The sequence below is a fragment of the Olsenella phocaeensis genome (genome assembly GCF_900120385.1).
GTDB classification, from domain to species: Bacteria; Actinomycetota; Coriobacteriia; order Coriobacteriales; family Atopobiaceae; genus Olsenella_I; species Olsenella_I phocaeensis.
On record NZ_LT635494.1, the window covers coordinates 771076 to 795581 of the forward strand.

Below are 24506 nucleotides of genomic sequence, written 5' to 3' on the forward strand. Positions count from 1 at the left end.
CCGCCACGACGCCCGTCGCATGCGCGCGAGCCGCACGGGCAGGCCGGCCCACACGCGTGCGCGGCTGCTGGGAACGGAGGGCGGCATCTCTCTCGTGGCCATAGAACTCCTGACAGGCAGGCGTCACCAGATTCGAGTCCATCTCTCCCACCTGGGGTTCCCCTTGGTGGGAGACCCGCTCTACGGCAGCTGTCGCAGCCGCCCCGCGACTCACCGGGGCAGGCGTGGCGCGCGCCGGGAGCACTCGCTTATGCTGCACGCCATCGAGGAGGAGCTCGACCATCCCGTGACGGGCGAGCACCTGCGCCTCTCGACCGCCTGGCCCGCCCGCTTCGAGGAGGCCTTCCCCAAGGGAGAGGACCTTTGGCTCCGCCGCCGCGGCTAGCACAGGGCCGAGGGGCGGCCGTGCCACCTGTGCGGGGCGCCCAGGAGAGGACCTCTGGCTCCGCAGCCGCGGCTAGCACCCTCGCGGACGCCTGCCTGCGGCCCGCGTGTCCACGTGGTTCTCGCTTTGATGCATACTGGTGGGGCAGCCCTATGGGGCGCACGCCGGCGGGGGCCGGCTCAGGAGGGGACGCCGGTTCGTCCGGCGCACGCGAGAGAGGTTCCTATGGCCGGCAGCATGCGTGGCGTGTACACCAACCTTACCGAGATTCGTCGCAACGTGTTCCGCGAGGTGGCGAAGGTCTGCTACGCGATGGGGGACGACCCCAGCAAGACCGACAGCGACATAGACGATGCCTTCGACGAGCTGCCGTTCAAGATCCTTCCCGGCGACGTCGCGACCTACCGCGAGAGCGTCTTCCTCGAGCGCGCCATCATCGGCGAGCGCATCCGCCTCGCCATGGGTCTGCCCCTGCAGGGCGTCGAGCGGCCCGCGCGCATCTCGGACGGCTTCAAGGAGGCCGAGACGGCCGACCTCGCCTACTACGAGCCGCCCCTGATCAACGTGATCAAGTTTGCCTGCAACTCCTGCAAGGACAACGTCTACGAGGTCACCAACGCCTGCCAGGGCTGCCTGGCACACCCCTGCCGCGAGATCTGCCCCAAGAACGCGATCTCGTTCGTGGACAAGAGGGCCTTCATCGACCAGGGCGCCTGCATCCACTGCGGCATGTGCGCCAAGACCTGCCCCTACCAGGCCATCCACCACCACGTCCGTCCCTGTGCCGCTGCCTGCGGCATGAACGCCATCGGCTCCGACGACCACGGTCGCGCCGACATCGACTACGAGAAGTGCGTGAGCTGCGGCCAGTGCCTGGTCAACTGCCCCTTCGGCGCAATCGCCGACAAGAGCCAGATCGCCCAGGTCATCTGGGCCATCCACTCGGGACAGGAGGTCATCGCTGCCGTCGCCCCCTCGTTCGTGGGCCAGTTCGGCGGCAAGGGCAACGTGGGCAAGCTGCGCGAGGCCTTCAAGCTCCTGGGCTTCTCGGGCGTCGAGGAGGTCGCGCTGGGCGCCGACCTCTGCGCCATGCAGGAGGCGGAGGACTTCCTCGAGGAGGTGCCCGACAAGCTGCCCTTCATGGGTACGAGCTGCTGTCCCGCCTGGTCGGTCATGGCCAAGCGCGAGTTCCCGGAGCACGCCAACTGCGTGAGCATGGCCCTCACGCCCATGACGCTCACCGCCCGCATGATTCGCGCGCAGCATCCCAACGCGAAGATAGTCTTCGTCGGACCCTGCGCCGCCAAGAAGCTCGAGGCCATGCGCAGGAGCGTGCGCAGCGAGGTCGACTTCGTCCTCACCTTCGAGGAGATGGCGGGCATGATGGACGCTCGCGACATCGACTACCTGAGCCTCGAGGACGACAACAAGAGCGACTTCGACGTGGCCAGCACCGACGGACGAAACTTCGCCGTCGCGGGTGGCGTGGCCAACGCGGTGGTCAACGCCATCCACCGTCGTTACCCCGACCGTGTGGTCAACGTGGTCAACGCCGAGGGGCTGGACGAGTGCCGCAAGATGATGAAGGACGCCGTGAAGGGCAAGTATCCGGGGTACCTCATCGAGGGCATGGCCTGTCCCGGCGGTTGCGTGGCGGGCGCCGGCACGCTCGTCGCCATCAACAAGTCGACGGCGGCGGTCAAGCGCTACGCCAAGAAGTCCCCGCACCTCAACGCGACGGAGAACTCCTACCGCATGCTCCTTCCCATGCTCGAGAAGGGCTTCACCAAGGAAGACGAGGACCTGGAGGTCGCGGAGAGCCGCGAGGCGCAGGAGCCCAAGCGCTAGGGGTCGTCATCTGCGGCCGCCCGGTTCGAGCGCCAGAAGAAAGGGAGCGCCAGAAGAAAGGGAGAGGATCGCGCAGACCAATCGTGGAATGCGCGGTCCTCTCGCCTTTTCCCAGGTCAGGCGAGAATGACGCGCAGTCCGTTGCTGTTCTGCGCATCCAGCCCGCAGGCTTCCCCCGCAGTCGTCCTTGGGGTCTTTCGACCGCTGCGGTCGCGCACAAGAAAAGACCGCGCTGCCAGCTTGGCAGACGCGGTCCGATGCGTGCTATCGCGAACGAGGGGAGGGGCCTAGGGCTCCTTGACGCCCTTCACCGAGGCATAGAACTTGGCGGAGTCGAAGACGTCCTTGATGGTCTTGCCATGCATGAACGGAAGGGAGAGGAACTCGTCGACGGTCGGCACGAGGTCGCTGCAGTCGACGAAGTGGTTCTTGGAGTTGCGCCGGCTGGTGTCCTGCGCGCGCCACGCCTCGAAGTTGACGTCTGTGAGGTAGTAGACGTCGTTGTCGACCTTCATGTATACGGAGTGGTTGCTGTGCAGGTAATCGGCCAGCTCGTCGTAATTTATCTCGAGCTCCTCAGCTGCCTTCTTGCCCATATCGCATCCTTTCTCGAAGGAATACTGCCAACGGTGCTGCTGAAAAAATAGTACCGCCCCGCGGCCGCTCCCATTCGCCGGTTCGCGATGCTTTAGGCAAACGTGGCCTAGGGACGTGCGGGTGGGGGAGGCTTGACCCGTCACCGGCACGAGGCCGTAATGGTGCGGGGTTGCCGTCGGCGTAAGGCCTCTGGTCGGTCCTGCATCGAGCCTGGTGTCGTCTCCACCCCTCTGCCGAGGGGCGACGCCTCCTCGGCGTCAGAACAGGATGGCCTCGGCAAGCTCCTCGGTCGTGCCCACGATCGTGGTGGCGCCCTGGGCGCGCAGCCAGCCCACGTCCCTGAAGCCCCAGCTCACGGCGATGCAGTCGACGCCCGCGTTCCTTGCCGTCTGGAGGTCCACCTCGGAGTCGCCCACGTACACCACCCGCTCCGGCCGGCATCCCAGCTGGGACGTGACGGCGAGGAGGGAGTCCGGCGCGGGCTTGCGCCTCACGTCGGGCCGCTCGCCCACGACTGCGTCGAAGAGTCCCCCGAAGTAGGTCGCCACCAGGTCCTGGACGGCGGAGTCGGGCTTGTTGGACACGACGGCCCTCAGCACCCCCTCGCCCGAGAGCACGCGCAGCAGCTCCTTGACCTGTGGGTAGGGGGCGGTCCGCTCGGCGTTGTGGCGGGCGTAGTGAGCCCGGAAGGTCGCGAGGGCACGCGCCTCCTGAGGCACGGGCGTGCCCTCGGGGACGCTCAGGTGGATGAGCCGGGCCACGCCGTTTCCCAGGAAGGACCTCACGTCGTCCTTGGAGCGGCCGGGCAGCCCCTCGGAGGAGAGGGCATGGTTGACCGAGGCGTGCAAGTCGTCAAGGGTGTCAAGTAGAGTCCCGTCCAGGTCGAAGATGGCCGCCTCGTATGCCATGTCCCTGCCTTCCTCCGCGTCCCGCGGTTTCTCCTACCGCCCTGAGTATAGGCTCCCGACGTGGGGCAGGAGCCCACCGCCAGGTCCCGCCACAAGGCGAGGCCCCCGCGTCTCCGGCAGGGCGCCGGTCGCGGGGGCCTCCAAGGGGTGCTCGCGGGCGAGAGGGGCGGTTCGCCCTCGCTGCGATTCCTACTGGAAGTGCAGGGACTCCACCGGGTCCAGGCGTGCGGCGTGACGGGCGGGATAGAAGCCGAAGAGGATGCCGATGGCGACGCAGATGCTCGTCGCCAGGGTGACGGCGGTGGGTTCTATGACGGGCGTGATGCCGCCGGAGCCCCCCATGCCGCTCATGATGCCCGCTCCTGCCGCCTTGGCCAGCCCGAAGGCGCCGGCATAGCCCAAGACGATGCCGATGACGCCGCCAGCGAGGCAGAGGCAGATCGACTCGAGCAGGAATTGCTTGGTAATGTCGGACCTCTTTGCGCCCAGCGCCTTTCGCAGGCCTATCTCGCGGATGCGCTCGGTGACGTTGGTGAGCATCATGTTCATGATGCCTATGCCGCCCACGACGAGGGAGATGCTCGCGACGGTCGTCATGAGCAGCTGGAAGGCGAGCATGGTCGAGTTGAGCTGGTCTGCGATCTGCTTCATCGAATAGACCATGATGCCGCCGCCCGTCCCCCCCTCGGAGCTCGCGTCCTGTTGGACGTGGTAGTGGGCCTCGAGTGTGGATTTGGTCGACTTCACGAGCTGGTCCACGTCCACGCCGTCGCGGGCAAACGCTACGATCTGGTCGACGGTCTGGCTTCCGGTGATGCGGGCGCAGCAGGTGGTGCGGGGGACGTACACCGTGATGCCGTTGCCCGTCGCCGCCCCCGTGGCGGGCAACACGCCGATGACGGTGTAGTCGTCGTTGCCCAGGCGGACCGTCCTTCCCACCGCCTCCGCGTCGGCGTCGCCGAAGAGGAGGCCCACGGCGTTCTGGTCTATGACGACGACGGTCGACATCCTGTCCAGGTCATCGGACGAGACGAGCCTGCCCGAGCTGGCATGTCTGCTCTGAGCCTGGAAGAACTCGGGGCTGACGCCCATCACCTGGGCGTTGGTCTGCTTTTTCTGTGTGGTGACGTCCGCCGATCCGTACGAGATGCCCGTGACGAACTCGTAGTCGGGAAGCGCCTGGGCGATGTAGCCAACGTCCTGCTGGGTGATGGGGTCACCCGTGTAGACGGAGATGTACACTGCCTTGGCCTGCGTCAGCCCCAAGCTGCTCACCAGTGCCTTCTTGATGCCGCCAATCAGCGCGGTCATGGCGATGACGGCGCTGATTCCTATGACGATGCCCAACACGGTGAGAAGCGAGCGGCCCCGGTTGGCGTCGAGCGCCTCCCAGGTCTCGCTGGCAAGGTCGCGTGCCCTCACGTGAGCCCCCTTCCTCCGGTGCTGCTGTGACGGACGAGCTCGCGCTCCTGCGCGTCGGTGAGGAGCCTGCCGTCCCTGATGTGGACGGTGCGGTCGGCCCAGGCCGACACCTCTGGGTCATGGGTGATGAGCACGATGGTCTTCCCCTCCTCCCGCAGGCGGCGGAAGGTCCCGAGGACCATGTCGCCCGTGGCGGAGTCGAGGTTGCCGGTCGGCTCGTCTGCTAGGATGAGCGCCGGGTCGTTGACCAGGGCGCGGGCGATGGCGACGCGCTGCATCTGCCCGCCCGAGAGCTCGTTGGACTTGTGGTCGAAGTACTGCTCGGGAAGCGAGACCGCGGCGAGCGCTCGGATGGCACGCTCCTCTCGCTCGCGCACGGGGCAGTCCGAGTAGATGAGCGGGAGCATGACGTTGCGCAGCACCGTGGAGCGGGGCAGCAGGTTGAACGACTGGAACACGAAGCCGATGCGCGTGGCGCGCAGCTCTGCCAGCTCGTCGTCGTCCAGGGTGGACACGTCGGTCCCCTCCAGGAGATAGGTCCCGGAGGTGGGGGTGTCAAGGCATCCCAGGGTGTTCATGAGGGTCGACTTGCCCGAGCCCGAGGGACCCATGATGCAGAGGAACTCGCCGCGCCTGACCTGGAGCGACACGCCTCTTAGGGCATGGGTCAGCCCCGCTTCGGTCTCGTAGATGCGGTGTATGTCGCGAACGTCGAGTACGAGGTCCATCGTTGCCCCTAGTACATGATGCCGGCGCCGGCCATGGCTCCGGAGTCCTCGTCGGAGCTTCCGCCGCTCGTGCCCAGGAGGACGAGCTCGCCCTCCTTGAGGCCCTCCACCACGGCGTCGCTGGAGTTCTGTGCGACGACCTTGACCTCGCGCTTCTCGCTCGACGCGATGCTGGAGCCGTCGTCCGAGAGCTTGACGACCTCGACCGTGCACGTCTCCCCCTCCCCGGGGGTGAGGGCGGTCGCCGGGACAGTCAGGGCGTTGGGGATGCTCTGGGTGGTTATGGTGGCGTTTGCCGTCATGCCTGGCTTGAGGCTCGGGTCGGGGCTGGGGATGAGCACCTCCACCGAATAGGTGACCACGCCGTAGCCGCTCCCGCCGCTGTCACCGCTTCCGGTCGAGACGGTGGCGATGCGGGTGACCTCGCCCTCCATGTTGAGCTCGGGGAGGGCCGAGAAGCTCACGCTCGCCTTCTGGCCGACGGCGAGCTTCGAGATGTCGACCTCGTTGACCTGGGCGGTGACCGTCATCTGGGAGACGTCGGCAATTTGCACCAAAGGACCGGAGCCAGCCTGCCCGGTGCCACCGGCGGCCCCTCCCGCAGAGGCGCCTGCCACCGCGTTGACCGCCACTACGCTGCCGGAGCAGGGAGCCTTGACCGTCCGCTTGGACGTGTTGGCCACGGCCTCGTTGTAGGCGTCGTTCGCGCCCTCGAGCGAGATGCGTGCGCCCTCGAGGCTGGACTGGGCGCTCTCGACCTCGGCGTACACCTGGTCGGGATGGGTCATGCCCTTCTGGGTCTCGGCGTCCGGGGCGCTGTTCCATGCGTCAAGCGCCTTGTTGTAGGAGTCCCAGGCGTTGTCGAGGGTGGTCTGGGCGCTGTTGACGCCGTTCTGGGCGCTTCTCACCTGCTGCGACGCCTCGCGCACTGCCTTGTCGAGGGAGTCGTTCTTGAGGGTGAAGAGCACGTCGCCCTCGCTCACCACCGAGCCCTCCTTCACCTGCACGTCCTCTATGATGCCGTCGACCTCGGGGGTGACGATGGTGGACGAGAGGGGCTGCGCCTTGCCCGAGGCGCTCACCGTGCTCGAGAAGTCCTGCTTTGTGACGGGTGCCGTTATGGGGGTCGCCTGCTGTGCCCCCTGCGCCGCGAGCTGCCTGGAGATGGCGATGCCGCCTGCGATGACGGCAACGATGCCTACGGCGACGCCCACCTTGATGAGGCGCTTGCGCCTGCGCTTGGCACGACGCTCCTTGGCCTTCTGCATGGCGAGGGCGGTCTGGCGCTCGAGCTCCGCGTCGACGTCGCCGTCATCGGTTCCTGCGGCACCGATGACCGGAGGGATGTCCGGGAGGTCCATCCGGGTGGTCTGCCCGAGATGGGCGGCGGGCTGCCGCGCATCCTCTCCCAGGGGGCTCTTGGGAGCTCCGGGCCGGCTGGTGTTCGAGTCGGTGGAATCGTCTAGAGGCATCTTTGCTCCATTCCGCACAGGACGCCGCAAGGCGTCACGCGTTGCATGTGCTCGCACGGATCATGGGTGGTAATTAAATCAGAAATCTACCTGACCCCCCGGCCCGTGGCAACGACCTGGGAAGAGAAATAAGCAAAGCTTAAGACTGTCTTTCTCCCTTGCGTCGCGAGGGCGCATTGCCATGGCAACAAGGTGGTCAAGTGATGAGAGTTACCATAACCTGATTTTTTGGCTGGCACGCAGGCAAAAGGTCGCAAGACCCGCACCGCACTCACGGATCGCGGGCACGTTCAGTGCCGGCATCGACGAGAGGATCGACTCGTTCGTCTACTACCTCCGCTGAGCCGGTGGGCTCGCATCGCTGCTTCGTTCATGACACGCGCGCTCCGCCGCCTGCGTGCGGGCGTGGTGGCGCATCGGGCAACTAGCGGCCACGGTGTGGCCCGATGCTGCTAGACTGGCGTGTTGCGCGCGTCGGCGCCGTCTACGCCGGGACGCCGTCATCTGTAGGTCCGCCCGCAACGGCACGGGGCGGAAGAGGCGAGAGGAACCCATGGACTCACACAGCATGCACACCCACACCTGCGGGGAGCTCCGCACCTCGGACATCGGCCACGAGGTTACCCTCACGGGCTGGGTCTGGCACCGTCGCGACCACGGCGGCATGGTCTTCGTCGACCTGCGCGACCGCGAGGGCCTGACGCAGGTCTCGTTCGACCCCGACCACGCGGGCGGCGATGCCTTCCACGTGGCGGAGGCCATCCGTCCCGAGTGGCCCATCAAGGTCCAGGGTGTCGTGCGCGAGCGTCCCGAGGCGAACGAGAAGGTGGCGACCGGCCAGATCGAGGTCCTGGCCGCGAGCGTCGAGGTTCTCAACCGCTCCAAGACCCCCGCCTTCCAGATCGAGGACCAGCTCGACATCTCCGAGGACATCCGCCTGCGCTACCGCTACCTCGACCTGCGCCGCCCCAGCATGATGGGCAGGCTGCGCCTGCGCTCCGACTTCACCTTCGCCCTGCGCGAGGCCCTGCACGGCCGCGAGTTCATGGAGGTCGAGACCCCCGCGCTCTTCAAGTCGACCCCCGAGGGGGCCCGCGACTTCCTGGTGCCCAGCCGCACCCAGCCGGGTCACTTCTACGCCCTGCCGCAGTCCCCGCAGCTCCTGAAGCAGCTGCTCATGGTGGGTGGCGTCGAGCGCTACTACCAGGTCGCCAAGTGCTTCCGTGACGAGGACCTGCGCGCCGACCGCCAGCCCGAGTTCACGCAGGTGGACATCGAGATGAGCTTCGTCGAGCAGGACGACGTCATGGACGAGCTCGAGGAGGTCCTGGCCGACGCCTTCTCCAAGGTTGGCGTCGAGATGCAGCTTCCCCTGCGGCGCATCGGCTACTGGGACGCCATGGACCGCTATGGCAGCGACAAGCCCGACACTCGCATCGGGATGGAGATCCACGACGTGAGCGAGGTATTCTCTGCCTCGAAGTTCAAGCTCTTCGCGAGTGCCGCCGCCGACCCCAAGGCCCATGTCAAGGCCATCTGCGCCAAGGGTGCGGGCAGCTGGGCACGCTCCAAGATCGACCGCCTCTCCGAGGTCGCGGCGGGCTTCGGCGCCAAGGGCCTGGCCTACCTCGCCTTCCATGAGGACGGCAGCCTGAAGAGCCCCATCGCCAAGTTTCTCTCGGAGGAGGAGGTCCAGGGTGTGCGCGCCGAGCTCTCCGTCGAGCCGGGCGACCTCGTGCTCTTCGCGGTGGGCAACCGCCTCGAGTGCGACCAGATCCTGGGCGGCATGCGCAACCACATGGCAGATGCCCTCGAGCTTCCCCGCGAGGGGCACGACTTCCTCTGGGTCGTCGACTTCCCCCTCTTCCACTGGGACGAGGAGCGCAACGCCTTCGCGGCGGAGCACCAACCCTTCACCCAGCCAATCGAGGACCAGCTCGGCCTGCTTGCGAGCGAGGACCGCGACGAGGTCCTCTCCATCGGCTCGCACACCTACGACTTCGTCATGGACGGCTTCGAGGCGGGCGGCGGCGGCATGCGCATCCACGACGCCGAGCTGCAGATGCGGATCCTGCGCCTGCTGGGCTTCGATGACGAGCGCGCCAAGGAGCAGTTCGGCTTCCTGATGGAGGCCCTCGAGTTTGGCGCGCCCCCCATGGGCGGCTTCGCTCTGGGCCTCGACCGCGTCTGCATGCTGCTGGCCGGCTCCGACTCCATCCGCGACGTCATGGCCTTTCCCAAGACCACCTCGGGCTCCGACCTCATGAGCGACGCGCCCGGCGAGGTCAGCGACCGCCAGCTCAAGGAGGTCTCGCTGAGGCTCCTCTAGCCCTGCTCTCCGGGGTGGCGAGAGTCGCGTCAGCCCTTGTCATTCTGTGTCTTCGGGGCGGGTGGGCCATCCATCCGCCCCTTTGCTATGGAGGTGTGCCATGGAGGCACTTGCGGTTGGCCTGGGAGGCTTCCTGGGCAGCCTGGGACGCTGGCAGCTGGGTGTGTGGCTCAAGGGGGTCACCCCGGCCTTGCCTGCAGGCACGCTGGTCGCCAACCTGCTCGCTGCCCTGCTCATCGGCCTGGTCACCGGGGTGGGCCTTGCCGCCCCGATGCCCGAGAGGCTGCGGCTCTTCCTGGCGGTGGGCCTCTGCGGCGGCCTCTCCACCTTTTCCACCTTCTCCAACGAGACCTTCCAGCTCGCCTCTTCCGGCAACTGGGTCGGAGCCGCGCTCAACGTCGTCGCCAACGTGGCGAGCTGCCTTTTTGCCGTGGGTTGCGGGATCGCCTTGGGCAGGATGCTCGTCTCCTAGGCCTTGCCGTGAGCGGGCGCCGTTGAAGGAGGGACGACCGACCCCATGCCCGGTGCTTCGCACGACTCCGCTTGGGGTATATGACTCCCATCAGAGACAAGGCGCGGCCCCATCCGCCGCATGCGAAGAAAGCGAGTCCGTTATGGCTGAAAAGACGCTCGAGCTCTACATCAAGGACGGTTGTCCCTTCTGCCACAAGGTCCTCTCGTTCATGAAGAAGAACGGCATCGAGCTGCCCCTGCACAACATCAGCCGCAGCGAGGAGGACCTCAACCATCTCGTCGAGGTGGGCGGCAAGAGGCAGGTGCCCTGCCTCTTCATCGACGGCGCCCCCCTGTACGAGTCTGGCGACATCGTGGCCTATCTGGCCAAGGAGTTTGCAGTGGGGGCAACCTCCGCTGACGAGGCGGCGCCTGCGGGCGGCGTCTGCACCATCGGGGGCGGCTGCTCCTTCTAGGGCGTCTCGGGAACCGAGGCCGACGGGAGGTCGTCGTCCATGTCGCTGAGCGTGCTGGTGGCGTCCGACTCCTTCAAGGGCTCGGCGTCGAGCAGGACAATCGCAGAGCTCGTCGAGAGAGGCGTGCGTCGGGTAGATCCTGACGCACGCGTCTTTTGCCTGCCCATCGCGGACGGGGGAGAGGGAACCATCGACGCCCTGCTTGCCGCTCGGAGTGGCAGGTTGCGACACCTCGAGGTCAGGGGGCCCTTGGGCGTGCCCGTCGACGCGCGCTATGCGCTGCTGGACGACGGGTGCGCCGTGCTCGAGGCGGCGGAGGCCATAGGCATCGGCCTCTCCGACCGCAGCCCCGCCTCCGCCCTTGCCGCCTCGAGCTTCGGCCTGGGGCAGCTGCTGCTTGACGCACTGGACCAGGACGCGCGGAGGGTGCTTGTCGGCCTGGGCGGCAGTGCCACCAGCGACGGCGGCGCAGGATTCGCCAAGGCGCTCGGGGCCAGGCTCCTCGACCGCTACGGCATGCCCGTCGAGGAGGGCCTCGCAGGGCTCGTGCGCGTGGAGTCGCTGGACGTCTCGGGCTTGGACCCGCGCCTTGGGGAGGTGGACATGGAGCTCCTGCTCGACGTCACCAACCCGCTCGTTGGCTCCGCTGGGGCGGTGAGGGTGTTCGGACCCCAGAAGGGGCTGGACCCACGCGAGCTCGACCGTTATGACGGGTGGATGAGCGGATGGGGCGAGCTCCTGCACCGCGTCTGCAGCAGGGACGTCGCGGCTGTGGAGGGCGCCGGTGCTGCCGGAGGCCTGGGCGCTTGCCTCATGGCGCTCGCCGACGCCAGGCCGGGACGTGGCATCGAGCTCGTTCTGGATGCCGTCGGCATCGACCAGGCGCTTGCGGGGGTTGACCTCGTCATCACCGGCGAGGGAAGGATGGACGCCCAGTCCGCCTGCGGGAAGGCGCCGGTCGGCGTGGCACGTCGTGCGAAGGCGCAGGGCAAGCCGGTGGTCGCGGTGGTGGGAAGCTGCTCCGACGAGCTCGAGGCCGCGTACGCGCAGGGAGTCGACCTCGTCGTTCCCTGCGCCCACGAGCCATGCTCGCTCGAGGACTGCATGAGGGGCGTGGAGAGGAGCGTGCCCTTTGCCGCCGAGTCGGCGGTCCGGGCCTTCCTCTTGGGTCGGTCCGCGGTCTAGCCCGCCTGTGCCCACGAGTGCAGAGGGGCAGCACGTCGTTCTCGCTTGACCTCATCTCTCCCGTGGCGGAATCTGGGGTTAGCACGCGCGCCATCCTGCCGGGGGGCGGAGGCGCACAGATGACACAAAGGGAGAGGTTCGAATTGGCGCTGCACATAGTCGAGGAGGCAGACCGCTGTCTCAACTGCAAGAGGCCCCTCTGTCAAGAGGGATGCCCGGTCCATACGGCCATCCCCCAGGTGATTCAGATGTTTCGCGAGCGCAGGATGGAGGAGGCGGGCAGGACCCTCTTCGAGAACAACCCCATGAGCGTGGTGTGCGCGCTGGTGTGCAACCACAGCGCGCAGTGCGAGGGGCATTGCATTCGGGGGCGCAAGGGCACCCCGATCCACTTCTCGGCCATCGAGGACTACATCTCCGACGCATACCTGGACCGCATGGGGCCGGACGAGCTGCCTGAGCGCAACGGACGCCACGTCGCCGTGGTGGGCTCCGGTCCCGCGAGTCTCACGGTTGCCATCCAACTTGCCGCCCTTGGCTGCGACGTCACGATCTTCGAGCAGAAGATGGAGATCGGCGGCGTGCTGCGCTACGGCATCCCCGAGTTCAGGCTGCCCAACTCCATCATCGACCGCTATCGTGCGCTGCTCGATCGCCTGGGCGTGCTCGTGCGTCCCAACACGACGATTGGCGGCGCGCTGAAGCTCGACGACCTCCTGCGTGACGGCTACGACGGCGTCTTCGTGGGCACTGGCGCCTGGCGCGCAAAGACCCTGGGCATCAAGGGGCAGGCGCGCGGCAACGTCTTCTTCGGAATCGACTACCTGGTCAACCCCGAGGTCTGTGAGATCGGCCAGGACGTCGCCGTCATCGGCGTGGGCAACGTTGCCATGGACGTGGCGCGCACGGCGATCCGCCAGGGGGCGCGTCGCGTGACGCTGTATTCCAACTGGGGTGGCGTCTCGGCAAACTCTGACGAGGTGGAGCTTGCGCAACTCGATGGCGCGCAGATCGTCTACGGGCAGTCCATCGAGTCGATCAACGACAGGGGGCCGGTGTTCCGCCGCTCGATCCTAGACGAGGAGGGACAAGTCGTCGACATGAGCGACGAACTCGTTCAGGTGGAGTGCGACACGGTGATCTTCTGCGTCTCGCAGGTGCCCAAGGACAAGCTGATCCTCACCACCCAGGGACTCAGGGGCACGGAGCGGGGGACCCTGGTGGTGGATGACGACTGCATGACCACGGTCGAGGGCGTCTTCGCCGCGGGTGACGTGGTGAACGGCCCCAAGACGGTGGTGCACTCCGTCGAGGGGGCCAAGAGGGCGGTCGTCGGCATGCTGCGCTACATGGGGCTGGACGAGTCCGGGCGTCCGGTCGCGGCGCAGGAGTAGGCCAGAGTCTCGCAAGAGCCAAGGCCGCTTGGCCATGGGACCCGTCAGCTGGCGGGACCCGGCTCCTTGTTGCCGGGAAGCCTGGCATGCCTCTTCCTCTTGGCGCGCCTTGTCTCCCGTCTGTTGACCGACGCGACTCGTAGTCTGGATTGGGCAAGCAGGGATCCCAACACCTCTGCCCGGATGGCGTGCCGTGCGGGGTCGTCAAGCAGCCGCAGCACCCTCCTCGCCTCTGTCCTGTGGCCCTTGGCGTCAATTGCGTTTGCGATGCGGGCGAGGGTTCTCTCGAGGGAGGACGTATCCCTCAGGTCTTCGCTACGAAGGATGAAGAGCGTGTCGCCCATGGTGGAATAGTCCTCGATGCGCAGCTTGTCGTCTCGCATGCTCCGCTCTTGCGCATGGGAATCGCGGCCGTTGTATTCGAGCGAGATCCCAAAGCGGTCAAATCGGATGTCAGGCCTCATGCTGTGATGCATCAGCAGCCCCCTTGGGTCGTTCGAGAGGTCGATGGGCCTGTTGAGCGCCCCAAAGGTCAGGCTCACTCCCCCATAGCGCGGTGGGTTCGAGAGCATCAGCCCCAGGATGGACTCCATGGGGGAGGCGGAGCCATCGAGGATCATCTTCGCCGCCTGTCGAGCCAGCTTCGCTCCGTGCCTCCCCCTGCTCGCGGCTAGGTACGAAGACACCTCCGAGGAGGTGGCAAGGGGGTCCAGGCCAAACCCACACCCGCCGTCGTGCCCTGGCTCAAAGGAGTATGTGCCGCAGAGCTCGCAGCCCAGGCCCATGAGCTCGGCAGTCGCGGAAAGATTGCTCATCCTTCCCGATGAAACGAGCTGGTTCAGTTCGGAGGCTCGTCCTAGGAGCATGAGCCCGGGGGCGTCCACATAGACGTTGACGCCCCTTATGGGACTGTCGAGAAAGGGGGTCCTGGTGTCACAGACGCGCAGGAGCGAGTTTGGCAACAGCTCGCCCTCGGTGACGCTGCAACTGAGGCCACGAACAAGAATGCGCTCCTTGCTTGATGCGACCCTGATGCCGATTGCTGGGTCCTCGGCCGCAAACAGGGGGGCAACGAGTTCCCTGACCCCGCTGTGCCCCATCACGTCTCGGCCGCTTGCGTCGACGGGAGGCACCGCCTGGAGCGTGGCTGGTGCCAGGCCGAGGTCGGACCTCAGGCGAGCGGCGCGAAGGAGCGCCACTCCCACTTTTCCCGTGATTACCAGATTCATCCCGTTGGCCCCCTGACTGGAAACTTCGGTGTCGCAAGTGCTGCCGCGAGCTTTTCAAGGTGCAAGAAACCTAAATGGCGTTAGTGTAAACAACGGACAGGAAAAATGGATGATTCTGGATGTGATTGACGATTGTGTAAGGATGATTAGCCCAACTTGGCAATGAGCCACAGAATTCTTTTACACAATCGGAGAACACGTCCATTTGCCCATGTTCTCCGGCAGCGAACTTCACACAATCGTTGAAGTCGAAACCACTCTCGTTGGGAATCGAGTGCGGGGCGTTTGACGATTGGTACGTGGCGAACGGGGAGCGCAGATGGAATGTCGTTTTTTGTCATAGCACTTGGGGATGTCGCGGGTAGAGCGGTCTGATGAGGCTCCTGACAAGGGCGTGGGGAAGTCTGGTGAAGATTCCCGGGCGCGTGCGGTTGGCGTCGGTCAGCCCCCTTCTAGCCCCTCACGCGAAGCAGGACGTACTGGACCACGAGCATCACGAAGAGGGCGCCCATCGAGGCGAAGTAGGCCCAGACCGCGCCATTGAAGCCGAGCGTTGCCACCAGCGTCACGCTCAGCACGACGGAGAGCGCGAAGGTGAGCAGGTAGCTGCGGGTGACCACCTCCTGGCGTCGCAGCACGGTGATGATCTGGTAGAGGAAGTCCACGATCGCCGACATCCCCCCCGCGAGGACCATCAGGTACAGCTGGGCGCGCATGGGCTCGAAGTCGGTGCCATAGAGGATTCCCAGCAGGGGCACGCCGAAGGCGGCGTTGAAAAGGAGGATGCCGGCGGTCAGGGCCGCGGCGACGCCCGCCACGGCAATCACGATGAGGTCGAAGCGTCCCCGGTGGTTGGGCTCGGACCAGATGTTGGAGAGCCTCACGAGCTGGGGCTTGTACACCAGCCCCACGGTCATGGCTATGCCCTGGGCGGGGAAGTAGATGGCGTTGAAGAAGAGCTGGCTCTCGTATGCCAGCGCCCCCTCCATGGCGAACTTCGGCACAGACTCGATGAGCACGAAGAGAAACTGCGCCGCGAAGGCTGGTGCGCATTCGACGAAGATCTCTCGCAGCTCCACGAGGCGGACCCCACGCGAGCGAGGGGTCTCGAGCAGGGCGAGGGGAAGGCTCACCAGCAGGAGCGAGACCCCTGCCGCCCCGGCAAGCGCAAGGCTTGCCACCGCGACGTCATGCGTGACGAGCAGCGCCACGGTGAAGGCGAGCATGGACACGCCGCAGCGCAGCGCCTGGGAGACGCCAGCCAGCCAGAGCTTGTCACATTGCTGGAGCCGTCCCTCGTACACGTCTGCGAGCGAGTCGACCAGGCGGAAGGCGAAGGTACCCACGCAGATCGAGAGCATCTCGCCCGAGTAGCCCTTGACCAGGCACCAGAGCCAGGCCACCCCAACCATGAGCAGACAGCTCGCGGCCCTCTGGAGCTGGTACGAGCCAAACGACTCAGCCTCGTCCACGTCGGAGACCTGGTAGGTGCGCACGCCATAGGTCCCCACGAACTGCAGGAGGTTGGCGATGACGAAGGCCATGGAGAAGCGCCCCGCCGCCTCGGCGCCCGCGAGTTGGGTGGCGATGACGGTGAGCAGGGGGAAGAGCACTCCCCAGAGCCCTAGGCCCAGACTGTTGAAGAGGTAGTCGCTGCGGGTGCGGTGGGCGGCGTAGCGTGCGGTCTGGTCTGCGAGCGACCCCGACCACACGGACGAGATGAGCCGGTCCCACCAGTCGTTGGCGAGGCGCACGACGAGGGGAGTCCTTGCCACCCTCCCGCCGCGAGACCCTCCCGCGCCGGGACGCCTTCCCGCAGCATCGCTCCTGCCCGAAAGAATGCGCTCCAGTGGGTTGGTCATGCAGTGCCTCGCACATCCTGTTCGCTTGGTTCGTCGCCTGCTCGGACGCTCGGCGCGCATCCCGTGCCACGCGTTCGCCCTGGCGATTGTATCCCGCCCTGCGCGTGAAGATTGGGTTTCGCTGCGGTCGGCTACATCCTCGGCATACACCCGCCGGCTAAAGTATGGTGTGCGATTCTTTGGCACAAGAGGCTCGAGGCCGGCGCCCGCGACGTTGGCCCAGGGGGAGGTACGGTGTCTGAGCTGGATAGACTGAAGGAGGGCGGGCAGGGTTCTGTCCGACCCTCCGCAAGCGAGGCAGAGCTCGAGTGGGCTGCCGCCCGCGAGGCGCTCTCCGAGGTCGAGGTTCCCGACGGGCTCAAGGACAACATGGCGCTCTTCCTGCGCCTGGTGCGCAAGGTACTTGGCGAGTACGACAGCGACCTGCGCGCGACCTTCGACGCGCTGCTCGTCGACACTATCAAGGCGAACTCCTACGAGCCTGGCACCAACGAGGTCGAGATGAACGCCTTCCGCGACGCGGTGCGCATCATCGACTCGCTGCCCGTGGAGAAGGCAACCCTGGTCATGCGGGCCTTCGCGGCCTACTTCCACCTCGCCAACGTCTGCGAGGAGAACTACCGCGTCGGCTCCCTGCGTGCGCGGGAGAGCGCCATTTCGACCAGCGAGCGCGAGGACACCATCAACGACCTGACCGTCGCATATCGCCAGCTCGTGGACGAGTGCGGCACCGGCAAGGCCATGGCCCTGCTCGACCGCCTCGAGTTCCACCCGGTCTTCACCGCGCATCCCACCGAGGCCCGGCGCAAGGCCGTCGAGGGCAAGATTCGCCGTATCGCCGGCCTTCTCGAGGAGCGTCCCCGCCTGGGCGGCGCGTCCCTGGCCGAGAACGAGCGTCGCATGCTGCAAGAGATCGACGCGCTCTTCCGCACCTCGCCCATCGGCATCAAGAAGCCGACTCCCGTCGAGGAGGCCGACACCGTCATTGACATCTTCGACAACACCCTCTTCGACATGGTTCCCGAGGTCTACCGCCGCTTCGACGACTGGGAGCTGGGCGAGAAGGCCGGCACCGTCCCGCCCATCTGCCCCGCCTTCTTCCATCCCGGCAGCTGGATCGGCTCCGACCGTGACGGCAACCCAAACGTGACCGCCAAGGTGAGCCGCAAGGTGAGCGAGAAGTTCCGCGTCCACATGCTCGAGACCCTCACCGATGCCACGCAGGTCACGGGCCGGAACATCACCCTGGACGCCGCGTCGACCAAGCCCTCCTCCGAGCTGCTCAACCTCTGGAGCCACCAGGTCGAGATGAGCGAGTCGCTCACCAAGCGCGCCCAGGACGTGAGCGCCTCCGAGCTCCACCGCGCCGTGATGATCGTCATGGCAAACCGCCTGAGGGCGACCATCACCCGCACGGCCGACGTCATGTACGCCAACGCGGAGGAGTACGTCGCCGACCTCATGGTGGTGCAGCGCTCCCTCGCCAAGGCTGGCGCAGTGCGCACTGCCTACGGACCCGTCCAGAACCTCATCTGGCAGGCCCAGACCTTCGGCTTCCACCTGGTGGAGATGGAGTTCCGCCAGCACTCGCTGGTCCACAGCCGCGCCCTCGAGGACATCCGCGCACACGGCCGCTGGGGCGAGCGCGGCGAGCTCGCTCCCATGACCCGCGAGGTCCTGGACACCTTCCGCGCCATCGGCTCCATCCAGCGCAAGAACGGCGTCAAGGCCGCTCGCCGCTACATCATCTCGTTCACCCAGAGCGCACAGAACGTGGCCGACGTCTACGAGCTGGCCCGCCTCGCCTTCGCCCACGAGGAGGACGTCCCCACCCTCGACGTGATTCCCCTCTTCGAGCAGGTGGAGGACCTCGAGAACGCCATCGACACCCTCAACGAGGTCATCGAGCTTCCCGACGTGCAGCGCAGGCTCCGCCAGACCGGCCGCAGGCTCGAGGTCATGCTGGGCTACTCCGACTCCTCCAAGGACGCCGGCCCCACCTCTGCCACCCTGGTCCTGCACGCCACCCAGGCGCGCATCGCCAAGTGGGCGGAGGAGAACAACATCGACCTCGTGCTGATGCACGGCCGCGGCGGCGCGGTGGGACGCGGCGGCGGCCCCGCGAACCGCGCCGTCCTCTCGCAGCCCAAGGGCTCGGTCAACTGCCACTTCAAGCTCACCGAGCAGGGCGAGGTCATCTTCGCCCGCTACGGGGACCCCACCCTGGCACGCCGCCACGTGGAGTCGGTCGCCGGAGCGACGCTGCTCCAAAGCTCCCCCTCCATCGAGTACGTCAACACCGAGACCACGGCCAAGTACGCCGACGTCGCCACGGCGCTCGACCGGGCCTCGCGCGAGCGCTACCTCGACCTCCTCAACAGCGAGGGCTTCGCAGAGTGGTTCGGCGTCGTGACCCCCCTGGCCGAGATCGGCCTCATGCCCATAGGCAGCCGCCCGGCCAAGCGCGGCCTGGGGGCAAAGTCCCTGGCCGACCTCCGCACCATCCCCTGGATCTTCTCCTGGTCACAGGCGCGTACCAACCTCGCCGCCTGGTACGGGCTGGGCAGCGCCTGCGAGAGCTTCGGCGACCTCGCCCGCCTGAAGGAGGCCTACGCCGAGTGGCCCCTCTTCACGACCTTCGTCGACAACATCGAGATGTCGCTTGCCAAGACCGACGACCGCATCGCCCAGATGTACCTCGACCTCGCCGATCGTCCCGACCTCAACGAGAAGGTCCTGGACGAGATGCGCCTCACTCGCAAGTGGGTGCTCGCCATCACCGGCAACGAGTGGCCCCTCCAGAGCCGTCGCGTCCTGGGTCCCGTCATCCGCATGCGCCTGCCCTTCGTCAACGTCCTCTCGCTGGCGCAGGTGCGCGCGCTGGACACCCTGCGCAACAAGGGGGAGGCGCTCACTCCCGAGGAGCGCGAGCGCTTCATCTATCTGATTCTCTGCACCGTCTCCGGGGTCTCCGCCGGCCTGCAGAACACGGGCTGATCCTGTCGGACGGCGGTGCGCGATGACCCGTGGCGTGCCACGAGGGCAAGGGCTCATGAGGCGAGAGGGACGGGCCGTGGAGGTCGTCCCTCTCGTCCCATGACGGGCAATGGCTCCGGTCGGACCTCGCGGGCCGACGTGTCACCCAGTCTGAGCTGGGCTTCGCATCCAGGCCAACAGGATCCAATGTGTATGTTTTGCCATGATTTCCCCTTCCCAAAAAATTTGTTAGCTTTGGCTTCCCCAGTTGCCAAAAATCTCTACAATAGCGTGTTAGCTAGCATAAACTTGTGGTCCGTAGCCCAAACGGGCGGGACCCGGGTGGGGGAGCGTCTGATGGATGGAAGCGTTGTGGATGGCACGAGCATGACGAGCACCGCAGGAGTGCGCGTGGTCGGGGCACAGCTGCCCCTCTCGATGGTCTCGGAAGGCGAGACGGTCACCGTCGCCCGCGTCCGTGGCAGCCAGGAGCTCAGGCAGCATCTCGCCGAGCTCGGCTTCGTGCAGGGTGCCTCCGTGAAGGTCGTCTCGCGCGTGAACGGCGACGTCCTCGTGAGCGTCAAGGGGGCTACCTTCGGCATCGGGCGCGACATGGCCATGAAGATCGCCACCTGCTAGCAAGACAACGGGGGGTATTGGCGCCGGGCATCGCCCGGCCTGTTTTTCTAAGGGGGAAGAATGGCAAGTCTGAGGGACGTGAAGGTCGGCGAGAGCTGTACCGTCTCCAAGCTCACCGGTGCGGGGGCGATCAAGCGCCGCATCATGGACATGGGCCTCACCAAGGGCACCAAGGTCCTGGTCCACAAGGTCGCGCCGCTGGGGGACCCCATCGAGTGCACCATCCGCGGCTACGAGCTCTCGCTGCGCAAGGACGAGGCGGCGTGCATCGAGGTCGTGGACATAGCCAAGGAGTAGCTTCCCCGGGGCACGGCCCCTTTTTTCTGGCCGAGCGAGTTACCTAAAACTAACAAATGTGAGTCTTCAGGTAGCAAAGGTAAGCCGAGAATAACTCCGGACACGTAGCAGGAAAGGCAAGGAATGGCAGACAAGATCAACATCGCCCTGGCTGGTAACCCCAACTGCGGCAAGACAACGCTGTTCAACGAGCTCACCGGCTCGAACGGCTACGTCGGCAACTGGCCCGGCGTCACGGTAGAGAAGAAGATGGCCACCTGGAAGGCCAACCACGACGTCACCTTCGTCGACCTTCCCGGCATCTACTCGCTCTCCCCCTATTCCCCCGAGGAGGTCGTCTCGCGTGACTACGTGGTCAATGACCGTCCCGATGCCGTGATCAACCTGATCGACGTCACCAACCTCGAGCGCAACCTCTACCTCACCACCCAGGTCCTCGAGGCGGGCCGTCCCGCCGTCGTGGGCCTCAACATGTGCGACCTGCTCAAGGAGCGTGGCGACGTCATCGACTCCAAGAAGCTGTCCCAGATGCTGGGCGTTCCCGTGGTCGAGGTCTCCGCCCTGCACAACAAGAACCTCGACGAGCTGGTCAACGCCTCCCTCGACGCCTCCAAGGCCGGCAAGCCCGCAGAGGGCGTCAAGTGCTTCTCCGCCGAGGTCGAGTCCGCCCTGCAGACCATCGCGGGCCTCATCAAGGATGCCTGCCCCGCCGAGCTCGTTCGCTGGTATGCCATCAAGGTCTTCGAGCGCGATGCCGAGGCCATCCAGCCGCTGAACCTCGGCAAGGACGTCCTCGCATCCGCCGAGAAGGCCATCAAGGCCATCGAGGACGACCGTGACGACGACAGCGAGTCCATCATCACCTCCGACCGCTACGACTGGATCGCCACGGTCATGGACGCCTGCGTCAAGAAGGCCCCCAAGAAGCTCACCACCTCGCAGAAGATCGACCGCATCGTGACCAACCGCGTTCTGGGCCTTCCCATCTTCGCGGCCATCATGATCCTGGTCTACTACATCGCCATCTCCACCATCGGCACCAGCTGGACCGACTGGGTCAACGACAACCTCTTCTCCGATGGCTTCTTCTTGAGCGGCCAGTCGCAGGCCGCCTTCGACGAGGCCAAGGAGGAGTGGTCCTCCAACCACTACGCCGACCAGATCGACGGCTATCTCGCCGCCGCAGAGAAGGCCGGCGTCAACACCGATGGCGTCGCGGACGCCATCGCCGCGGAGGAGCCCACCGCCGAGGACGAGGCGACCATCGCCGACTTCCAGGCTGCGGCCGAGAAGGCCAAGGTCGTCGCCACCGACGTCCCCGTGCACGACGACGACGGCAACTTCGTCGACACCGACGACGAGGCCATCACCGAGGAGACCAGCGACGGCGAGCCGGTGCTCGCCGAGGGGCAGGAGCTCCAGGTGATCGACAAGGTGGACGCCGCCGGCTTCGCCGCCGCCCTCGAGGGCAAGGCCGCCGAGCCCGACGAGCACGACTTCGGCAGCTTCGTTGACTCCATCCCCACCGCCGCGACCAACGCGCTCGAGGCGGCTGGCACCTCCGACCTCGTCAAGGGCCTCGTGGTAGACGGCGTCATCGGCGGCGTGGGCTCGGTCCTGGGCTTCATCCCCCAGATTTTCGTCCTCTTCGTGATGCTCTGCTTCCTCGAGGATTGCGGCTACATGAGCCGCGTCGCCTTCGTCATGGACCGCGTCTTCCGCCGCTTCGGCCTCTCGGGCAAGTCCTTCATCCCCATGATCGTCTCCTCCGGCTGCGGCGTCCCCGGCGTCCTCGCCACCAAGACGATCGAGAACGAGCGCGACCGCCGCATGACGGCCATGCTCACGACCATGATCCCCTGCTCGGCCAAGCTGCCCATCATCGCCCTGGTCATGGGCGTGCTCGCCGGCGGCTCCGACATGTGGTGGGTCGCCCCCATGTTCTACTTCCTGGGCATCGTCGCCATCATCGTCTCGGCCATCATGCTCAAGAAGACCAAGCCCTTCGAGGGCGAGCCCGTCCCCTTCGTGATGGAGCTCCCCGACTACCACTTCCCCAGCATCCGTTCCTGGGCGCTGCACGTGTGGGAGCGCGTCGCCTCCTACGTCAAGAAGGCTGGCACCATCATCTTCGCGGCTGCCGTGGGCATCTGGTTCCTCTCCAACTTCGGCATCGCGGGCTGGGACGGCGGCGACGGCGCCTTCGGCTTCCTCTCCGGCATGGAGGGTGTCCCCGAGAACTACATGGACTACTCCATCCTCGCCGGTGTGGGTGGCGCCCTGGGCTGGATCTTCCTTCCCCTGGGATTTGGCAACTGGCAGGCCACTGCGGCGTCCATCTCTGCCCTGATCGCCAAGGAGAACCTGGTCTCCACCTTCGGCGTCCTCTACGGCCTGGGCGGCGCAACCGAGAACTCCGTGAGCATGTGGCAGGGCTTCGCCGGGATGTTCACCGTCGCCGGCACGCTCCACGTCGGTGCCATGTGCGCGTTCGTGGCGTTCAACATGCTCTGCGCGCCCTGCTTCGCCGCCATGGGCACCATTCGTCGCCAGATGAACTCCGGCTGGTGGACGGCCTTCGCCATCGCCTACGAGTGCGTCTTCGGCTGGGTGATCGGCCTGTTCATCAACCAGTTCTACGAGCTGGTCGTCTTCGGGAGCTTCGGCATCTGGACCGTGATCGCCTTCGTGCTGCTCGCGGCCATGCTCTTCCAGCTCTTCCGCCCGGCCCCCAAGTGGGACAAGAAGGACGAGAAGATTCTGGACAGCCTTGCGGAGGACGTGGCCTAGTCCTAGACCCGCCCGCATCGCGGGCACGACGGGGTTTCGCGTGACCCCAGACTGCAAGCCAAGGCGCGCCGCCTGCCTGGAAGGTGGGTGGCGCGCCTTCTCATGAACGAGGAGAGAGCGGAAATGGAGCGGACGCAGAGGTCGGTCGAGGTCTTCGAGCCCCTGAGGGGCGCCCGTCTCGCCATCTCGAGCCCCCTCGCGAAGGGGACGAACGCCGCGGACTCCTGCCTTCGCTGGAGTGACGGGGAGCTCCTCCTCATCTATTGCAAGGAAGGCATCCGCCCCGCCCATCCCAGGTGCGCCTCGTCCTCGTCGCCCCGGTCCAAGACGCTCCTGGCGCTTCGCGGAAGGGGAGAAGGCGTCCATCCCCTGCAGCTGCGCAAGCTAGGGGGCATCGTCCTGCTGCTTGACCTGGGGCGCATCGCGCGGGAGGAGGGAGAGGCGCTCGCCGAGTTCGGCGTGGATGCCGAGGGCCTGGCTCTTCTTTCCCGCATGGGCACCACGGTGGCCTCCCTGGACGGGCATCCCGAGCTCGTCCATGTGCTCTTCGAGCTGAACGGCGCCCCGGAGCGGGGTCGTGAGGGCTACCTCAGGCTCAAGGTCGTGGAGCTGCTTCGTCTCCTCTCGCACATCGAGCTCACGGGCTCCGTCAGCCGTCCGCCCGTCCGCCAGTCGCATCGGCAGATCGCCTATCGCGCCCAGGGCGAGCTCATGCGCGACCTCTCCACGCCGCTCACCATCGAGCAGCTGGCGGAGCATTGCGAAAGCTCACCCACCGTGCTCAAGCAGTCCTTCCGCGAGACCTTCGGCAGTCCCGTCTATTCCTGGTACCGCAGGCAGCGCATGAGGCGTGCGGCGGAGCTTTTGGGGGACGGCCGGCTGGGCGTCTCCGAGGTCGCGGCAGCCGTGGGCTACTCCAACCCGTCCAAGTTCTCCCGTGCCTTCTCCGCCTGCATGGGCTGCTCTCCCAGCGTCTGGAGGGCGCGCCACATGGCCTGAGGTCTGCCTCGGAGCATCGTCGCACGGACACCTCTCGCGGGTCAGAACGGCACACTCCCCAGAAGACCGTCCAAGTAGCGCGTCCGATTGGAGCGGTGCATCCTCTCGGAGTTGTGAATTCTCTCGACGCTGCCTTAGCGTACGAGAGGAATGACTGCTGCACAATGTCAACCAAGGCGACCTTGTGCCACGAGAGAGAGGGAGTAGTCATGCACGCTCATCACATCTGGTTCGCCGTCGGGGGTGCCGCCGTCGCAGGGACGGTCGCAAAGCTCGCGAGCACGGGGCTGCTCCACAAGGGTGCCGTCGCCGTTGCCACCTGCGCGATGAAGGTCGACGCCGCCGTGACGGCCGAGACCCAGAGCATCGTGGACGACGCGAACGACGCCACGGCCGAGGCTCGCCGCAGGGCGAAGATCGACTCAGCCGTAAAGGAGCGCCTTGCCGTCGAGGAGGCAAGGATCCGCGAGGAGGTCACTGCCAAGGTCGATGCCGAGGGTTGCGAGGCATAGCCCTT

20 protein-coding genes are annotated in these 24506 nt (G+C 66.3%); 13 read left to right on the forward strand and 7 right to left on the reverse strand.

All coding sequences use genetic code 11. The annotated features are described in order from the left end of the window. Together BQ7388_RS03665 and BQ7388_RS03670 are read left to right on the forward strand one after the other, a co-directional pair. The coding region (locus tag BQ7388_RS03665) for a pseudouridine synthase (RefSeq protein ID WP_129583223.1) at positions 1-385 on the forward strand (385 nt) is incomplete at its 5' end. Between the two features lie 225 nt (positions 386-610). Next, a complete protein-coding gene (locus BQ7388_RS03670) occupies positions 611-2233 on the forward strand; it encodes a 4Fe-4S dicluster domain-containing protein (RefSeq protein WP_072499805.1) in 1623 nt (540 codons plus the stop codon). A gap of 287 nt (positions 2234-2520) precedes the next feature. On the opposite strand, the gene BQ7388_RS03675 is transcribed toward BQ7388_RS03670, so the two are convergent. The 5 genes from BQ7388_RS03675 to BQ7388_RS03695 form a co-directional block, all read right to left on the reverse strand. Next, positions 2521-2829 (reverse strand): hypothetical protein, encoded by a 309-nt coding sequence (locus tag BQ7388_RS03675; RefSeq protein ID WP_009277945.1) that lies wholly within the window; start codon positions 2827-2829, stop codon positions 2521-2523. Positions 2830-3087: 258 nt separating this feature from the next. Next, on the reverse strand, positions 3088-3738 hold the full coding sequence (locus BQ7388_RS03680; RefSeq protein ID WP_072499806.1) for an HAD family hydrolase: 651 nt from the start codon (positions 3736-3738) through the stop codon (positions 3088-3090). Between the two features lie 189 nt (positions 3739-3927). Next, positions 3928-5160: an ABC transporter permease gene (locus tag BQ7388_RS03685; RefSeq protein WP_072499807.1), complete on the reverse strand. Its 1233-nt coding sequence runs from the start codon at positions 5158-5160 to the stop codon at positions 3928-3930. Beyond that, complete coding sequence (locus BQ7388_RS03690; protein ID WP_062529582.1) at positions 5157-5888, reverse strand: ABC transporter ATP-binding protein; 732 nt, start codon at positions 5886-5888, stop codon at positions 5157-5159. The genes BQ7388_RS03685 and BQ7388_RS03690 overlap by 4 nt, the downstream gene beginning before the upstream one ends. Before the next feature lie 8 nt (positions 5889-5896). Beyond that, positions 5897-7360 carry an efflux RND transporter periplasmic adaptor subunit gene (locus tag BQ7388_RS03695; RefSeq protein WP_072499808.1) on the reverse strand — a complete coding sequence of 488 codons (1464 nt, stop codon included), beginning with the start codon at positions 7358-7360 and terminating at the stop codon, positions 5897-5899. A 553-nt stretch (positions 7361-7913) separates the two neighbouring features. On the opposite strand from BQ7388_RS03695, the gene aspS reads away from it, so the two are divergent. The 5 genes from aspS to BQ7388_RS03720 all read left to right on the forward strand — a co-directional run bounded on the left by aspS (position 7914) and on the right by BQ7388_RS03720 (position 13197). After that, complete coding sequence (gene aspS / locus BQ7388_RS03700) at positions 7914-9689, forward strand: aspartate--tRNA ligase (protein ID WP_072499809.1); 1776 nt, start codon at positions 7914-7916, stop codon at positions 9687-9689. Positions 9690-9789: 100 nt separating this feature from the next. Then, positions 9790-10161 carry a fluoride efflux transporter CrcB gene (gene crcB, locus BQ7388_RS03705; RefSeq protein ID WP_072499810.1) on the forward strand — a complete coding sequence of 124 codons (372 nt, stop codon included), beginning with the start codon at positions 9790-9792 and terminating at the stop codon, positions 10159-10161. A gap of 142 nt (positions 10162-10303) precedes the next feature. Beyond that, positions 10304-10618: a glutaredoxin family protein gene (locus BQ7388_RS03710; RefSeq protein WP_072499811.1), complete on the forward strand. Its 315-nt coding sequence runs from the start codon at positions 10304-10306 to the stop codon at positions 10616-10618. Between the two features lie 39 nt (positions 10619-10657). Further along, on the forward strand, positions 10658-11803 hold the full coding sequence (locus tag BQ7388_RS03715) for a glycerate kinase family protein (protein WP_083558243.1): 1146 nt from the start codon (positions 10658-10660) through the stop codon (positions 11801-11803). A 143-nt stretch (positions 11804-11946) separates the two neighbouring features. Beyond that, a complete protein-coding gene (locus BQ7388_RS03720; protein WP_072499812.1) occupies positions 11947-13197 on the forward strand; it encodes an FAD-dependent oxidoreductase in 1251 nt (416 codons plus the stop codon). Positions 13198-13241: 44 nt separating this feature from the next. On the opposite strand, the gene BQ7388_RS03725 is transcribed toward BQ7388_RS03720, so the two are convergent. Both BQ7388_RS03725 and BQ7388_RS03730 read right to left on the reverse strand, forming a co-directional pair. After that, positions 13242-14426 (reverse strand): hypothetical protein, encoded by a 1185-nt coding sequence (locus BQ7388_RS03725; RefSeq protein WP_072499813.1) that lies wholly within the window; start codon positions 14424-14426, stop codon positions 13242-13244. A 452-nt stretch (positions 14427-14878) separates the two neighbouring features. After that, positions 14879-16288 carry a lipopolysaccharide biosynthesis protein gene (locus BQ7388_RS03730; RefSeq protein WP_072499814.1) on the reverse strand — a complete coding sequence of 470 codons (1410 nt, stop codon included), beginning with the start codon at positions 16286-16288 and terminating at the stop codon, positions 14879-14881. Positions 16289-16522: 234 nt separating this feature from the next. Between BQ7388_RS03730 and BQ7388_RS03735 the strand changes: the two genes are divergently transcribed. From BQ7388_RS03735 to BQ7388_RS03760, 6 genes are all read left to right on the forward strand, one after another. After that, positions 16523-19285, forward strand: coding sequence for a phosphoenolpyruvate carboxylase (locus BQ7388_RS03735; RefSeq protein ID WP_072499815.1), 2763 nt, complete (start codon positions 16523-16525; stop codon positions 19283-19285). 336 nt (positions 19286-19621) lie between these two features. Beyond that, positions 19622-19903 carry a FeoA family protein gene (locus BQ7388_RS03740; protein ID WP_231782223.1) on the forward strand — a complete coding sequence of 94 codons (282 nt, stop codon included), beginning with the start codon at positions 19622-19624 and terminating at the stop codon, positions 19901-19903. Between the two features lie 60 nt (positions 19904-19963). Beyond that, a complete protein-coding gene (locus BQ7388_RS03745; protein WP_009277931.1) occupies positions 19964-20200 on the forward strand; it encodes a FeoA family protein in 237 nt (78 codons plus the stop codon). Between the two features lie 123 nt (positions 20201-20323). Beyond that, complete coding sequence (feoB, locus tag BQ7388_RS03750; protein ID WP_072499816.1) at positions 20324-22990, forward strand: ferrous iron transporter B; 2667 nt, start codon at positions 20324-20326, stop codon at positions 22988-22990. A gap of 123 nt (positions 22991-23113) precedes the next feature. Beyond that, positions 23114-23989, forward strand: a complete 876-nt coding sequence (locus BQ7388_RS03755) for a helix-turn-helix transcriptional regulator (protein WP_009277929.1) — start codon at positions 23114-23116, stop codon at positions 23987-23989. Between the two features lie 209 nt (positions 23990-24198). Further along, on the forward strand, positions 24199-24501 hold the full coding sequence (locus BQ7388_RS03760; protein WP_009277928.1) for a hypothetical protein: 303 nt from the start codon (positions 24199-24201) through the stop codon (positions 24499-24501). The last annotated feature ends 5 nt before the right edge of the window (positions 24502-24506 follow it).

Coding starts and splice junctions, on each gene's coding strand:
- BQ7388_RS03755 (WP_009277929.1), top strand. CDS start 23,114: ATGGAGCGGACGCAGAGGTCGGTCGAGGTCTTCGAGCCCCTGAGGGGC.
- BQ7388_RS03725 (WP_072499813.1), bottom strand. CDS start 14,426: ATGAATCTGGTAATCACGGGAAAAGTGGGAGTGGCGCTCCTTCGCGCC.
- BQ7388_RS03695 (WP_072499808.1), bottom strand. CDS start 7,360: ATGCCTCTAGACGATTCCACCGACTCGAACACCAGCCGGCCCGGAGCT.
- BQ7388_RS03670 (WP_072499805.1), top strand. CDS start 611: ATGGCCGGCAGCATGCGTGGCGTGTACACCAACCTTACCGAGATTCGT.
- BQ7388_RS03715 (WP_083558243.1), top strand. CDS start 10,658: ATGTCGCTGAGCGTGCTGGTGGCGTCCGACTCCTTCAAGGGCTCGGCG.
- BQ7388_RS03690 (WP_062529582.1), bottom strand. CDS start 5,888: ATGGACCTCGTACTCGACGTTCGCGACATACACCGCATCTACGAGACC.
- BQ7388_RS03730 (WP_072499814.1), bottom strand. CDS start 16,288: ATGACCAACCCACTGGAGCGCATTCTTTCGGGCAGGAGCGATGCTGCG.
- BQ7388_RS03680 (WP_072499806.1), bottom strand. CDS start 3,738: ATGGCATACGAGGCGGCCATCTTCGACCTGGACGGGACTCTACTTGAC.
- BQ7388_RS03675 (WP_009277945.1), bottom strand. CDS start 2,829: ATGGGCAAGAAGGCAGCTGAGGAGCTCGAGATAAATTACGACGAGCTG.
- BQ7388_RS03710 (WP_072499811.1), top strand. CDS start 10,304: ATGGCTGAAAAGACGCTCGAGCTCTACATCAAGGACGGTTGTCCCTTC.
- BQ7388_RS03745 (WP_009277931.1), top strand. CDS start 19,964: ATGGCAAGTCTGAGGGACGTGAAGGTCGGCGAGAGCTGTACCGTCTCC.
- feoB (WP_072499816.1), top strand. CDS start 20,324: ATGGCAGACAAGATCAACATCGCCCTGGCTGGTAACCCCAACTGCGGC.
- crcB (WP_072499810.1), top strand. CDS start 9,790: ATGGAGGCACTTGCGGTTGGCCTGGGAGGCTTCCTGGGCAGCCTGGGA.
- BQ7388_RS03740 (WP_231782223.1), top strand. CDS start 19,622: ATGGATGGAAGCGTTGTGGATGGCACGAGCATGACGAGCACCGCAGGA.
- BQ7388_RS03760 (WP_009277928.1), top strand. CDS start 24,199: ATGCACGCTCATCACATCTGGTTCGCCGTCGGGGGTGCCGCCGTCGCA.
- aspS (WP_072499809.1), top strand. CDS start 7,914: ATGGACTCACACAGCATGCACACCCACACCTGCGGGGAGCTCCGCACC.